This is a genomic window from Vibrio litoralis DSM 17657 (assembly GCF_000426765.1).
GTDB classification, from domain to species: Bacteria; Pseudomonadota; Gammaproteobacteria; order Enterobacterales; family Vibrionaceae; genus Vibrio; species Vibrio litoralis.
On sequence record NZ_KE384567.1, the window covers coordinates 391633 to 406159 of the forward strand.

Here is a 14527-nt window from a genome sequence, read left to right on the forward strand (position 1 = left end):
GACAATACTCAAATAAATGGTGGATTGGATATGAAATCCCTTTTGCTAGGTCAATTTCATTTTAGTGGCAGCGATTCTACCCAATTTCCTGCTGGGTAGCTATACCTTGAAGAAAACCTAGTCGAAAATCTCAAATAATAGGTTGACCTAAAACTCGGATCAAAGAGACTTCACTATCGACTTTTTTTTCTAACCATTGAGTCATGGGTTTGGCAAAATAGATACCAAGGCCACCACAGATGAAAAACATCAAAATGACAATACCTTCACCAAGGTTTAGCCAAGGTCTTAAAACTAGCTGTGCAAATACACTCCCTGCTATCATGGTTAGCAAAGGTAATAAGTAAACAATCAGCGCGGAAAGCACTAAACTTTTTTCCGGTAAGCCAATTTCAACCACTTGGCCATTTTGTAATGTTTGGCTAGTCCGTAGTTTCCAAAAGTGCGCTTTACTGCCAAGTGCTTTTGACACCATACCGGTGCCGCAGCTTTTTTGTGACTTACAACTTTTACAACTGGTTTGCTGTTCACAGCTCAGCTGTACGGTATTCATTCCTTGATCTTGTTCAACCGAAATAACGGTCGCTAAAGCGGTCATCATGGAGTGTTGCCTTTATTGTTAAATGTCACTGAGTCCGCAATGCGCTTCGCGGTAGATGGCGGAATATCACCAATCACCGAAATCTCACGGTTGTCTTTGACAAAGGTTTGCAGCGTTCGACGGCCTTGACGATACGCTAGAGGCTTACTATCTGTGCTTTTCATATCCGAGACATAGACGGAGAAATTAAACAAACCATCGCTATAAAGCTGGCTTTCTACAATGGTATCCGTCAATGGCATTCGGTAGCGATTGAGGCTATTGGCTTCAAAACCATTCGGAACCCAATTAACTTGCCAATTAGCATCCATATTTCGTGATTTAGGTAAGGTTAATACATCCGGTAATTTCGCTGAATTAAGCCCATCTAAAATCGTCGCAATATGATCGCTCACCGCGTAAGAAATAGTTCGATATTGCTCTAGAACTTCACCATTACGTTCAACTAAATCCGCCCTTAATGGCAAATGAGTACGTTCATCGATCCAGACGATATAAGAGTAACGTTGGCCATCTTTAGGTACTACGCGAACCACCTGACATGCTGCACCGGCTTCACGAGAACGACCAATTTTTACAAAGTCATAAATATTGCTCAGATCTTTAATATCACTATCAATAAGAGGGATAAGCGGAGCAACCATGTTGCCTGAGCGGATAGAAAATGGATCGAGCCCAGGTTCGATATAACTGATCTCATCACCACGACGGATCACTTCACGTACCGGACCACTTAAATACACCAGATGAGCTAAATTTTTGTCATTTTCAATCGCATGACGATAAATTAATGGCTCAATACTATTCTTGCGCACCAAGATATAAGACAACTCATAATTGAGGGTCTTACTGGCTTCACTCATTTTAAGCAATAAAGCCTCAGCAGAAGGCTTAACATCTTCGGCTGAGGCTGCTTGACTAAATAAGCTGAATAGCAACCAAGTACTAATCAGAATTTTTTTCATTTAAATACCGCTTCTATCGGGTTAATCGCCACGAAAGACATATTATTCGCTCGTGTGATTCAAACGCAGTTGTAATTCATAATCTTGCATCAATTCATTAGCACGACGATGCTGTTCCATCGCTTTGGCTTCAGACGATTGTGAACGCACAGCGTCGCGAGTCAGGCTAACTGGCTCTGCTGAACCAGCAAAAGGTATCGTTTGTAAAACCGGAAGCTGATCAGAATCAGAAGCGACATTAGCATCTGAACCAGAGTATTGCTGAACTCCAAGAACCACAACCAATGAGACACATGCTGCCACACCGACTTGAGTCAAATTACTTAACCAAGCAGGCATTCTTGCGCGAGCTTTCTCTGGCTTAGGTTGAGCTTCTAAAATTGGCGTAACTTTGCTTGAAGACGAATTGCTTGAAGACAAGCTATTATGAGCAGGCTCATCTTCTAACGCTAAAGCGACTTTAGAAGCAATATCCCAACTTGGGTTACTTGGCGTTTCACCTCGAAGCGTATCTCCGATCAAATGATAGTGATTCCAAGATTGCAAAGATTCATCATCTTGCTCTATCTCAGAAATCAATGATTGATCAATAAGCTCTCCATCCATTAGAGCTGAGATCTGCTGTTTATTGGTCATTTTACTCACCATTATTAGTCATTGTTATCGCTGAATCAATGGGCGTATTTTCTTTTCCACTGCATCGCGAGCTCGGAAAATCCGAGAACGAACCGTACCAACCGGACAGTCCATCACCTCCGCAATCTCCTCATAACTCAAACCATCCAGTTCTCGTAAAGTCATTGCGGTTTTTAAATCTTCTGGCAGGGCTTCAATTGCATGAAAAACGACCTGCTTTAATTCTTCTGACAACGTTAAGTTCTCAGGGTTCGATATTTCTTTTAATGCACTTCCAGATTCGTAATATTCAGCATCTTCAGCATCGACATCACTGGCTGGAGGGCGGCGTGATTGAGCGACGATATGATTTTTCGCAGTATTGACTGCGATACGATAAAGCCATGTATAAAAAGCACTTTCACCACGAAAATTTGGCAGCGCTCGGTAGGCTTTGATAAAGGCTTCTTGAGCCACGTCAGGCACATCGCCGGGGTTCTTAATGTAGCGGGAAATCAAACTACAGACTTTGCTTTGATACTTGGTGACCAAAAGGTTGAATGCTTGTTTATCTCCGTTTTGAACCCGCTCAATTAAAACTTGATCAGTCAACTGCTCGCTCATTTCGAGCACCTACTCCTATTTGTTTTACTTTTTGTCTCAACGACATAAGCATTTCTTATTATACTTAAATGACCTTGGGGCTACTTTTCCTATAAGTAAACAGCCTTTGGTGGTCACTAGGGTATATTGTAGTATTGATGTATCACCGACCACTATTGTGACATGTGGCGGCAAGAAAAGTTCATTAATGAACAACTTTTTCCATTTTAACCATAAAATGTGCTGTAATCGTCACTGAACTTTGTCATTTTTTTTCATGGCAACGTAAAACAACACTTGAAACTCAGTTTGATATCTATGCATATTATACCCAAGTAACTTCCAGGTGCGAGTTTCAGCAAGAATAAAACAAGCTGTAGGCAAGGAAAATTGAATATGCTCATTGCGCGCCAACGGAGTGAATACCAATAAGTATCGGGCTCTATTTCTCGGTACTAGCTTAGGAACTGAAACGAACTTATGAACACAAATAGTGAACATCAATGTGATGTACTAGTCATTGGTAGTGGTGCTGCAGGTTTATCTTTAGCACTGAGAGTTGCCCCTCATGGCAAAGTCATAGTATTAAGTAAGGGTCCTCGAAATGAAGGATCCACCTATTATGCTCAGGGCGGTATCGCAGCCGTATTTGATGAGGAAGACAGTGTCGAATCTCATATAGAAGATACGTTAATTGCTGGTGCGGGTATATGTGAAAAAGATGCCGTTAGCTTTATCACCAAAAACGCCAAAGAATGTGTGCAATGGTTGATTGATGGTGGTGTGCCATTTGATCTTGATGAAAATGATAAAAGTGAGCACCCTCGCCACCACTTAACGCGTGAAGGTGGCCATAGCCATCGTAGGATCCTACATGCTGCTGATGCAACGGGCATGGCAATGCAAACCAACCTACAAGATAACGTGAATAACCACCCCAACATCCATTTCTTAGAACGCTACAACGCTTTAGATTTAATTACCGAAGACCGCATTGGTGGTGACGCTAAAAAAGTCGTTGGCGCTTATATTTGGAACCGAAACCAAGAGCACGTAGAATCGGTTAGAGCGAAATTTGTAGTATTAGCAACCGGCGGCGCTTCAAAAGTTTATCAATATACTTCCAACCCAGATGTCTCTTCTGGAGATGGCATAGCTATGGCTTGGCGCTCAGGTTGTCGGGTTGCTAATTTGGAGTTCAATCAGTTCCACCCTACTTGTCTATTTCACCCTGAAGCGCGCAACTTCTTATTAACTGAAGCGTTGCGTGGCGAAGGCGCTTACCTAAAACGCCCTGATGGTAGCCGTTTTATGCCTGATTTTGATCAGCGAGGCGAACTCGCCCCTCGTGATATCGTGGCTCGTGCCATTGACTACGAAATGAAACGACTTGGCGCGGATTGTATGTATTTAGATATCAGCCATAAACCAGCTGATTTTATTGAAAAGCATTTCCCAACCATCAATATGCGCTTACTCGATTTGGGCATTGATATGACCAAAGAGCCAATTCCAATCGTTCCTGCCGCTCACTACACTTGTGGTGGTGTGATGGTCAATCAACAAGGGCAAACTGATTTAGCTAACTTATATGCGGTGGGTGAAGTGACTTATACCGGACTGCATGGTGCTAACCGCTTGGCATCTAATTCATTATTAGAGTGCGTGGTTTATGCTTGGTCTGCCGCCAAAGATATCATCGCAAACTTTGATGAAGTAAAGCTACCACCAGCACTTCCATATTGGGATGAAAGCCAGGTAACCAACTCTGATGAAGAAGTAATCTTGCAGCATAACTGGCATGAATTACGTTTATTTATGTGGGATTACATGGGCATAGTTCGAACCGATAAACGCCTTGAGCGAGCTTTACGTAGAATACAACTATTGCAGCAAGAAACTCATGAATACTATAGCCACTTTAGAGTATCCAATAATTTGCTGGAACTGCGCAACCTATTACAAGTGGCTGAATTAATGGTTCGCTGCGCAATGACACGTAAAGAAAGTCGTGGTCTGCACTACACTTTGGACTATCCAGAACAATTAGAAAATAGCGGCCCAACTATTCTCGAGCCTGAAAAATTCAGAACCAGTAATCCTTTGTTTTAATCAACAAAACGAATAACAAACCGCTGGGGCCTCTCTTTTCAAAAGTAGAGGCCTATTTTTTATCTTGATTCTTGACGTTTCTTAAGAGGTAGAAGGCAAATTGAAAGATTACTTTCCCCTTCATCCAATAGCACATTTAATTTCTTATATTCATCACGATCAAATTGATGGCGCATCAAACGTAATACTTGGCCATTTTTCAAAAGCAATTGCAGACCAAATTCCGATAACTGCCGATCTACCCGTATTACGGCGTGATATGACTCAAGTTGAATAAACTCGTTATCAAAACGAAAACCAAGCTGGTTAAGGCATAGAAAAGATAACATTATCAATAGTATTGAAGCGGCGAGCGGAAGAGTAGAAACAGATATCGCCCAAATAGACAGGTTGTTTAGGACAACAAACCCAATTTGAGCGATATAGGTGTGACGATAATAAAGAACGGTTGTTGTATTATGGCGCTTAGCGCACTTTACTAAGATTGTGGGCAACGATTCGATCCACAAGTTTCGCGTGACCTAAATGCTCACTACGGCCATGCCCCATGATCCAAGTAAACAGATCGGGATCATCGCATTCAAGCAAAGAAACAAATGACTTTTGATCATCTTCAGTTAAATCATCAAAACATTCTTCAAAAAAAGGCATGATAACCACATCAAGTTCTAGCATGCCACGACGGCAAGCCCACTTTATACGTGCTTTTTGTTCTGGTGTGTACATAACGGTTCCATCTCATAATGCATATTGGTTGAGTTTATCAGCTCACCAGTCTAGCAACTAGTGCAGCAATCACAGACTCAGTAACAATCACAACAAATGCTGACAAATATCAATTACGCCAGTACCATGTATACTCAAGTAACTTCAAGATGCGAGTTTCAGCAAGAGTAAAACAAGCTTTAGGCAAGGCAGGTTGGACATGATCATAGTGATTCTATATCTGTTCAATCTAACACAGCATAAAGCTTGTTTTAACTTGCCCTCCGGGAGCTTCATCCAACCCTTTATGCTGTGTCAGATTGGTTTGAAAGGTGTTTACATTCCTTCGCCAATCTTCCTTACCTAAAGGGTTGGATGATAGCTCTGAATTCTGCATTTTGAAGTCACTTGGGTATAAAAACTTCTGAACTATCAACTAGGACATTATGATGAATTGGAATGATTCTTTTACCGCTTATCCTCTCACATCAACACAAACCTTGCCCGATTTAGTCCTGTGTCACCTTACCTCTTGGGGTGCTATCACCATAACCGGTGATGACAAAAAACCTTATCTACAAGGACAAATTACCAGTGATGTAGTATCGCTCGAAGCGGACCAATCAACACTAGGTGCTCATTGTGATGCCAAAGGAAAAATGCTTAGTACTTTCCGTCTATTTCACCACAATGACGGCTATGCCATGTTTCAGCGTGCTTCTGCTATCGAAAAAGAATTAGTGGAAATAAAAAAATACGCCATTTTTTCTAAGGTAGTCATCGAACAAAGCGCTGATGTTTTCCTTGGTCTTATGGGTAGCCAAGCAACTTCGTTTATCGCACAACTATCTGGCCAAGCTATTGATCAAGATAACTTACAAGTCATAGCGCTAGAATCTGGTACCGCAGTGCCAATAAGCGCCAACCGCTGGTTATTGATGTTATCAAAGCAAAGCGCAGAACAACTTATTGAAAAAAATAGCGTTCTCATTTTATCCGATGAGCGTTTATGGGATCACGCCGATGTGATGGACGCCCTACCGCGAATCGACCAACATGAACAACTCGAACACATTCCACAAGCAATGAACTTGCAAGCACTCGGTGGCATTTCGTTCCAAAAAGGTTGTTACACTGGACAGGAAACGGTCGCTCGAGCTAAATACCGCGGCATTAATAAACGTGCATTATTCTGCCTACAAGGTGAACTCCATTCAGAGTTAGGCGACAACCTTAAATTAGAACGTCAAGTAGGTGAAAACTGGCGAGGGGCGGGTCAGCTCAATAATTACTATCAATTCAGTGATGGTAAATTGATCGCACTAGCGGTACTACCAAATAATTTAGAGCCTGATACGGTGTTTCGCTTAGAAGCATTTCCAGAGGCTCAATTAAGCTTTGCGGAACTCCCTTACTCACTTGAAGAAAAATAATTGAAATTATGCACTCTAATTGACTAGGTTAGTTAGAGTGCACATCTACCGACTCGATCCTCTAATCTCTCCCCCTAACTATCACTTAGCCCAAGCGTTCACTCGTTAATCTTTCGAGCCTCAATCTTCAGAACAAAGCTTGATCGCTTATCAATACAATTTATTGCACTCGTATTCATTAAACATTGATCTTACTCACACAAGAAAAAACAAAACTAAGAATTTTTAATCATTTATTTTGAATAAATATTGATCTAACTTTTTTTAATGTATGATTTCTTTGCAGGTTGATTCATGACGCCATTTGATTGAATGGATTAACTAGTAAAGTGTTGTGCTGGTACCTCCAGCCATATCCACTTTGTATAATGCATCTGTGACTATTCGCCCACGCTATTTTTTCGTGGGCATTTTTTTGCCTAAATCATCATTCAAAACAATAAAGCATCACTATCCATTCCATTTCCAGATACAAATACTAACATTTCAAATTAAAACAGCATTAAAATTTGATGCCTGCATCATTTTTCACATAAAAAATAAAAATTTAACAATATGGATTCATAAAAGCACTATAATATCCTTGGTTACTATAAGGATGTTAGTATGAGATTATTTAATAAATATGTACCAAGAGCCGTCGCAAGGCATGTAAGCCGTTTTTTCAAAGGGCGTATTTATATCAATGGTGTGGGTAAGTTTGAATTCGATAATGCAAAGTTAATCATTCCATCACAGGCGCAAATTCAGCATTACAAGATGGTTAAAGAAATCAATCAAGAGATCAATCGTATGCGCTGTGCTTAAATTAAAATGAATAGAATTGAAAAAGGTTGGCTTTGATAGCCAACCTTTTTTTCGTTTATCAGTCGTGTATTTAACCCCAGCGGAAGTTATTTACAGTTGAGGAGATTTCGCTTGAGCTAAGCTTGGTAATTTTCCGGTAATACCTAGCGCTCTTTTCATCATTTCTTCTTTCATGCCTGGTAACTGACCAATAAATTGCATGCCAAGCCCACGAACTAACTTCTTAGCAGGGTTTTCCCCTTCAAATAAATCTTTAAAGCCTTGCATCGCCGCGATCATTTTTGCCGCTTCTGCTTTACGCCAGCGTTCATACGATCTCAAATTGCTCTGTAGACCAATATCTTCCCCTTGCTGCCACAAAGCCAATACTTCTTCCGCTAAGCTCGCCGCATCAAGAAAACCTAAATTCACTCCTTGGCCAGCTAGTGGATGTATGGTGTGCGCCGCATCGCCTACTAACGCAACTCGCTCAACCACAAAATTACGCGCATAACGCATTTTCAATGGAAAAGCATGGCGCTCACCCTCAACACTACACAAGCCTAGTCTAGTATCGAACTCACTAGTCAAAACCTGATTAAATGTTGTCTCTGAACGAGAAAGTAAAGTATCTGCACGGTTAGGATCGGTAGACCAAACTAGAGAACATAAATGAGGATCAGATAACGGCAAGAAAGCAATTGGCCCTTGTGGAGTAAAGATTTGTCTTGCCACACCTTGGTGAGGTTCGGTGGTTCGAATATTCGCAACAATCGCACTATGACCATAATCCCAATGTGTTAATGGAATATCTTGCTGGTTTCTAACCCAAGAATTCGCCCCATCAGCCCCTACGACTAGCTTACTTGAAATAGAGTCGCCATTATCGAGGGTTAACCAAGCTTCGCTTTCACCTATGGCCATGGTCGCGCAACGATTTGGCATAAATAATGAAACATTCGATAACTGCTTTACTCGCTCGAGCAAGGCTAATTGAATCACTCGATTCTCAACAATATGCCCTAAGTTCGATTGAGCTAAATCATTGGCTTTAAACTCTAAACGAGCAAAGCTGTCTTTTTCCCATACTTCCATCGCATGATAAGCCGCCATTCGACGACGAGTAATGCCATCCCAAGCTTTAATATTTTTCAGGAAGTGTTCACTAGCGCGACTCAAAGCGGAAACTCGTGTATCGGGCGCATCACTTAATGACTCATCAGGTGTCTGCCCTTCGATTACCGCAATACGTAAATTACTCTCGGCAAACGATGCAGCTAAGGCTAGACCTACCATACCGCCGCCAACGATGGTGATATCAAAACTCTGCATGTTATCGCTCCACTAATCCCATAGTACGCTTGACTATAGGTTGCTTAATATAAGGTAAATGATTGATAGCAAGTAAACCTAGGTTACGACCGATACGCATCGCTGGCCAATCATTTGAAAAGCAATGCACTAGACTCGCCGTCAATGACATCGTTTGGTTACGATCGCACTCACGGCGCTGTCGGTAACGAGACAACATAGAGTAACAGCCGATATCACCATGCAATTGATAAGCCGATGAAACTTCTTCAGCAAGACTAATCACATCACGAATCCCCAAGTTAAAGCCTTGACCTGCAATCGGGTGTAAGGTTTGTGCCGCATTCCCCACAACGGCAAAGCGATGTGATACCACCGAGTCTCGATAACGCAATAACAAAGGATAACAAGCTGGCTTGCCAACTTTAGTGATCTTGCCTAAACGCCAGCCAAAATCTTTTTGTAAGGTCGCAATTAACGTTGCTTCATCGGCCTGCATCATTTGTTGTGCTCGCGCTTCTGGCATGCACCATACGACCGAACTGCGCCCTTGAGACATAGGTAAAAAAGCCACAGGGCCAGTTTCCGTAAATCGCTCAAATGCTCTACCTTTTGGTGTTATTTCGGTAGCAACATTGGCTATCACAGCAAATTGCTCAAAATCAATTTCTTGCAATGGGATATTGAGTTGCTGACAACTTTCCGATAACGCGCCATCAGCGGCCACCAGTAAGCGAGTCTCGAACATTTGTCCATCATTTAATGAGACGGTGACTTTATCAAGCGTACGTTCAATATTCGCAACTTTCGCAGGACAAAAATAGTCAACCGCAGAACAATCACTCAATGTTTGCTGATAAATGCGGCCAACATTTTCAAGTTCAGCCACATAACCTAAAGCATCTACGTTCTCTTGTTCCGCGGTAATATCCGCGAGACCAAGATGCCCGCGATCAGAGACTTCAATATCGGTAATCGCTGTGACGAGATCTTCAAAGTGATGCCACAATTTTAGCCGCTGTAAAATACTGATCGTGCCATAAGATAATGCAATCGCGCGAGAATCAAACCCCGGATGAGCTTGCTGTTGATTCATTTGATGCGCTTCAATCACCGCAATGCTCAACTGCCCGTGACACAAACGATCAACCGCCAGCGCTAATGTTGCACCAGCCATTCCTGCGCCAATAATTGCAATATCGTAACACTTCATAAGATGACCTTAATGTAAGGTTTTAGACTCAGCAGGAGCCGCCGGTTTTGCTGCTAGATCGGCATGAATGGTGAGTACACATACTTTGACATGCTCAATCACTTGTTCTAACAAAATAGCCTGTTCAGAAAAATCATCATCTTCATCGATCCCTAGCTTAGAGATCTCTTCTAGATCGGCGAGTGCTTCTTTGGTTTCGGCAGATAATTTCGCTAAGCTTGAACCTGCAAGACCTAAACCAGAAATGAAGTGATTGACCCATTCTGAAACCGCATCGGCATAATTAAGCAGTTCATCATCACTTGGCAATAACATGGTCAATTCCATGCTCGTGCCACTTAGTTCTTTTATCGAAAATGCGTAAATCGTTTCAGCTAATGTCGCTGCACTCACTGGCCAGCCCATTCCATCATTAGTGTAATCAAACAAGATAGTCTTCCAGTTATCATTATCCGTTGGAATGCCACCGCTTAACATACCGACAATTAAGCCCTGTAATTCTGCCGGTGTTACCGATAATGAAGCAGAAGTAAGTTCTGTTAAGGCTTGATTGTAATCAGATGGGCGAATATTGCTCATGGGTCGTCTCACTTGGTTGATCAATTTTATTTGAGTATATCAATTCAAAGCCAAGCCCGAAAATGTTAATCCTAAAATAACCGCCATCATCAGCAATAAAATGAAGTAAATGACTCACTTTGTAAGCGAATAGGTCAACATTCAGCAAAATAAAAGCCCACACGTCTGAAATGCTTGAACATGTAAGGCAATTTAGCCTATAGTTTCCCCTCAGTCGAACAATCTTAGCTAACCGTTTTAATATTAAGATTGTACTTTTTCATCAGCTATTAAGAGTGCGCCCCAGTGGAAGTCGAAATATTAGGAAAACTCACTCGCGTCAATTGTCCACCGGGACAAGAAGAAGCCTTGCATGCTGCTGCTAATGAATTAAACCGACGCTTGAACCAAATGACTGAACGTACTAAAGTACACAACATTGAACAGCTACTGATTATCGCAGCTTTAAATGCTTGTTATGAAGTTCAAGAATTAAAAGATGAACTTCGTGATAGTCAGCAAATGGCACAGCGCATCGAGCAATTGTCAAAAGCATTAGACAAAGCGCTAGCCAAAAACTAACGCTATTGAATCAGTAAACTATATATTCAATAACGTATCCAAATTTACCCTGGAGTGTTTGTCAGAGGATTTAAGTCCCTGAGCCGATAAGCAACAACCCAGGATCGGTATTTGAGAACTATTGAGCAGGCTCGGCTCGTATCGAGAAGCCTACGGTTTTCATTGCGGATCCGCCTTGAACTCGCTGGTTCATAGGTCCATCAATTCTCAACGGCACTTTGGGGTATTCCTTACTATGAAATATCCAACTCAACCTGAACTTTCCCGTCCACAGTTACGACAACTGGTTCGTCAACGACGCACTAGTTTAACCTCTGATGAGCAAACCGCTGCAGGCATCGCACTTCTGAAGCAACTCAAACAACTTCCAACTATCCATGATGCCAACAATATCGCTATCTACCTTTCATCTGATGGTGAAATTGACACTAGGCCAACCATTGAATGGTTGTGGCAGCAAGGTAAACAAGTCGTCCTACCGGTATTGCATCCTTTTTCAAAGGGACATCTACTTTTTCTTAATTATCATGCCGACAGCCCAATCACTCATAATAAATACGGCATTGTTGAGCCTAAACTCGCTCAAACTCAAATCTGCCTCCTTAAAGACATCGATATTATCTTTACCCCATTAGTCGCCTTTGATCATACAGGGCAGCGCCTAGGAATGGGCGGAGGATATTACGATCGCACTTTAGAGCAATGGTTTAATACCGGAGTCGGCCCTCTTCCGATAGGGTTAGCTCATGATTGTCAGCAAGTAGAACGCATTCCAGTAGAAGATTGGGATATCCCATTACCTATATTTGTGACCCCAAATAAAATCTGGCACTGGGAAAAAAGCGAGAAGTCGTTATAATCACGCCAAAATCTACCAAACCACGCTTAAAAGCAATCGATTACTTAGCCATTTAGGAGTTCGCATGACACAAGATGAAATGAAAAAAGCCGCTGGTTGGGCTGCTTTAAACTACGTAAAACCAGATACCATTGTGGGTGTGGGAACCGGTTCAACTGTTAATCACTTCATTGACGCGCTTGCGACCATGAAAAATCAAATTGAAGGCGCAGTATCCAGTTCTGTAGCTTCAACCGAAAGACTAAAAGAGCTAGGTATTCACGTATTCGATTCGAATGAAGTGGATGGTCTGGATGTTTATGTTGATGGTGCTGATGAAATCAATGCACAGAAAGATATGATCAAAGGCGGTGGCGCAGCGTTAACTCGCGAAAAAGTTGTCGCAGCAATGTCGAAAACTTTTGTATGTATTGTTGATGGTACTAAAGCGGTAGATGTATTGGGTAAATTCCCACTACCGGTTGAAGTGATTCCGATGGCTCGCTCTTATGTAGCTCGTGAACTGGTTAAGCTTGGTGGCACTCCTGAATATCGCCAAGGCATCGTGACCGATAATGGCAATATGATCTTAGATGTTCATAACCTATCGATTGTCGCTCCAAAAGCACTAGAAGATAAAATTAATAGCATTGCGGGTGTAGTAACCGTTGGTTTGTTCGCCCACCGCGGTGCGGATGTGGTGATTACTGGCACACCTGAAGGCGCAAAAATCGAAGAATAATCAGCTATTAAGCAGGTTAAATTCAATTTTTAAGAATCAATAACAAAACGGTGCTTAAAGTGCCGTTTTTTATACTTTATTCATTAAAAAACTTACCCAAGCTCACATTTTTTTGATACTTTATTTAAACCGTCGTACAAGGAATGCTCAAACACTACCCAAGAGTTGGCAAGTTCGTGCGCAAGAATTACTTTCTAAATTAAGGACGATGTTAAATGGCTAAAGTTTCTCTCGGCAAAGACAAAATCAAAATTCTCCTTCTTGAAGGCCTTCATCCATCATCTGTAGAAGTTCTACAATCTGCTGGTTACGCCAACATTGAATATCACAAAGGCTCACTTTCAGAAGAAGATCTTCTTGAAGCAGTAAAAGATGTTCACTTCATTGGTCTACGTTCTCGTACCCAATTGACTCAAGAAGTATTTGATGCAGCAGAAAAACTTGTCGCAGTAGGTTGTTTTTGTATTGGTACCAATCAAGTCAATCTTAATGCTGCGGCGGCTCGTGGTATTCCTGTGTTTAACGCACCATTTTCTAATACTCGTAGCGTTGCAGAACTGGTTCTTGGCCAGATTTTATTACTACTGCGCGGTATCCCAGAGAAGAATGCACTGGCTCACCGTGGTATCTGGAAGAAAAGTGCCGATGCTTCTTATGAAGCGCGCGGAAAACGTCTTGGTATTATCGGTTATGGGCACATCGGTACTCAGTTGAGTATTCTTGCTGAAAACTTAGGGATGCGCGTTTATTACTACGATATTGAAAACAAGTTGTCGCTAGGTAATTCTACTCAAGTCTCGACCATGAGTGAGTTGCTCAATAAATCAGACATTATTTCTCTACATGTACCTGAAACTATGAATACCAAAGAAATGATGGGCGCTGATCAATTTGCACAAATGAAACCGGGAGCAATCTTTATCAACGCCGCTCGCGGGACTGTGGTTGATATTCCTGCATTATGTAGTGCTTTAGAGTCTGGTCACCTAGGTGGCGCGGCAATTGACGTATTCCCAGTCGAGCCAAAAACCAATAATGACCCGTTTGAATCACCACTGATGCAATTTGATAATGTGATTCTCACCCCTCACATTGGCGGTTCAACTCAAGAAGCTCAAGAAAACATTGGTATTGAAGTGGCTGGCAAGCTCGCTAAATACTCAGATAATGGCTCTACGTTGTCTTGTGTTAACTTTCCAGAAGTCTCACTACCAGAGCATATTGGCACATCTCGCCTACTTCATATTCACGAAAACCGCCCGGGTATTCTGACTCAAATTAACACCATTTTTGCAGAAGCCGGAATTAACATCGCCGCCCAGTATCTACAAACGAACGCTGAGATGGGGTATGTAGTAATCGATATCGAAGCGGAACGCTCAGAAGAAGCATTAGAGAAAATGAAAGCGGTACAGGGCACCATTCGCGCTCGTATCTTGCATTAATTTCAATAACGCTAGTTT

At 41.9% G+C, this 14527-nt stretch carries 15 protein-coding genes and 1 other RNA gene; 8 read left to right on the top strand and 8 right to left on the bottom strand.

The window, feature by feature from the left end; genetic code table 11:
• Positions 1 to 130: 130 nt before the first annotated feature.
• From K358_RS0115410 to rpoE, 4 genes are read right to left on the bottom strand one after another with little or no spacing between them, the layout of a single operon-like run.
• Positions 131 to 601: a SoxR reducing system RseC family protein gene (locus tag K358_RS0115410; protein ID WP_027697656.1), complete on the bottom strand. Its 471-nt coding sequence runs from the start codon at positions 599 to 601 to the stop codon at positions 131 to 133.
• Complete coding sequence (gene rseB, locus K358_RS0115415; protein WP_027697657.1) at positions 598 to 1566, bottom strand: sigma-E factor regulatory protein RseB; 969 nt, start codon at positions 1564 to 1566, stop codon at positions 598 to 600. Before rseB ends, K358_RS0115410 begins: the two co-directional genes overlap by 4 nt.
• Before the next feature lie 42 nt (positions 1567 to 1608).
• On the bottom strand, positions 1609 to 2202 hold the full coding sequence (locus K358_RS0115420) for an RseA family anti-sigma factor (RefSeq protein ID WP_027697658.1): 594 nt from the start codon (positions 2200 to 2202) through the stop codon (positions 1609 to 1611).
• Positions 2203 to 2226: 24 nt separating this feature from the next.
• A complete protein-coding gene (gene rpoE, locus K358_RS0115425) occupies positions 2227 to 2805 on the bottom strand; it encodes an RNA polymerase sigma factor RpoE (RefSeq protein ID WP_027697659.1) in 579 nt (192 codons plus the stop codon).
• Positions 2806 to 3264: 459 nt separating this feature from the next.
• Between rpoE and nadB the strand changes: the two genes are divergently transcribed.
• Positions 3265 to 4896: an L-aspartate oxidase gene (nadB, locus tag K358_RS0115430; protein WP_027697660.1), complete on the top strand. Its 1632-nt coding sequence runs from the start codon at positions 3265 to 3267 to the stop codon at positions 4894 to 4896.
• A gap of 465 nt (positions 4897 to 5361) precedes the next feature.
• On the opposite strand, the gene K358_RS0115440 is transcribed toward nadB, so the two are convergent.
• Entirely contained in the window at positions 5362 to 5622 is a 261-nt protein-coding gene (locus K358_RS0115440; protein WP_027697662.1) for an FAD assembly factor SdhE, read from the bottom strand.
• A 428-nt stretch (positions 5623 to 6050) separates the two neighbouring features.
• Between K358_RS0115440 and ygfZ the strand changes: the two genes are divergently transcribed.
• Together ygfZ and K358_RS0115450 are read left to right on the top strand one after the other, a co-directional pair.
• Positions 6051 to 7034 (top strand): tRNA-modifying protein YgfZ, encoded by a 984-nt coding sequence (gene ygfZ / locus K358_RS0115445; RefSeq protein ID WP_027697663.1) that lies wholly within the window; start codon positions 6051 to 6053, stop codon positions 7032 to 7034.
• Positions 7035 to 7640: 606 nt separating this feature from the next.
• Entirely contained in the window at positions 7641 to 7841 is a 201-nt protein-coding gene (locus K358_RS0115450; RefSeq protein ID WP_027697664.1) for a DUF1107 domain-containing protein, read from the top strand.
• Positions 7842 to 7931: 90 nt separating this feature from the next.
• Here the strand turns inward: K358_RS0115450 and K358_RS0115455 are convergent, their stop codons facing one another.
• From K358_RS0115455 to K358_RS0115465, 3 genes are read right to left on the bottom strand one after another with little or no spacing between them, the layout of a single operon-like run.
• Complete coding sequence (locus K358_RS0115455; protein WP_027697665.1) at positions 7932 to 9152, bottom strand: FAD-dependent 2-octaprenylphenol hydroxylase; 1221 nt, start codon at positions 9150 to 9152, stop codon at positions 7932 to 7934.
• A 1-nt stretch (position 9153) separates the two neighbouring features.
• Positions 9154 to 10344, bottom strand: a complete 1191-nt coding sequence (gene ubiH, locus K358_RS0115460) for a 2-octaprenyl-6-methoxyphenyl hydroxylase (RefSeq protein ID WP_027697666.1) — start codon at positions 10342 to 10344, stop codon at positions 9154 to 9156.
• Between the two features lie 9 nt (positions 10345 to 10353).
• Complete coding sequence (locus K358_RS0115465) at positions 10354 to 10923, bottom strand: YecA/YgfB family protein (RefSeq protein ID WP_027697667.1); 570 nt, start codon at positions 10921 to 10923, stop codon at positions 10354 to 10356.
• 285 nt (positions 10924 to 11208) lie between these two features.
• Between K358_RS0115465 and zapA the strand changes: the two genes are divergently transcribed.
• The 5 genes from zapA to serA all read left to right on the top strand — a co-directional run bounded on the left by zapA (position 11209) and on the right by serA (position 14509).
• A complete protein-coding gene (gene zapA, locus K358_RS0115470) occupies positions 11209 to 11484 on the top strand; it encodes a cell division protein ZapA (RefSeq protein WP_027697668.1) in 276 nt (91 codons plus the stop codon).
• 43 nt (positions 11485 to 11527) lie between these two features.
• A non-coding RNA gene (ssrS, locus tag K358_RS19110) (6S RNA) lies at positions 11528 to 11713 on the top strand.
• A 6-nt stretch (positions 11714 to 11719) separates the two neighbouring features.
• Positions 11720 to 12343, top strand: a complete 624-nt coding sequence (locus tag K358_RS0115475) for a 5-formyltetrahydrofolate cyclo-ligase (RefSeq protein WP_027697669.1) — start codon at positions 11720 to 11722, stop codon at positions 12341 to 12343.
• 64 nt (positions 12344 to 12407) lie between these two features.
• Positions 12408 to 13064: a ribose-5-phosphate isomerase RpiA gene (gene rpiA, locus K358_RS0115480; protein WP_027697670.1), complete on the top strand. Its 657-nt coding sequence runs from the start codon at positions 12408 to 12410 to the stop codon at positions 13062 to 13064.
• Between the two features lie 215 nt (positions 13065 to 13279).
• Positions 13280 to 14509, top strand: coding sequence for a phosphoglycerate dehydrogenase (gene serA / locus K358_RS0115485; protein WP_027697671.1), 1230 nt, complete (start codon positions 13280 to 13282; stop codon positions 14507 to 14509).
• Positions 14510 to 14527: the final 18 nt, after the last annotated feature.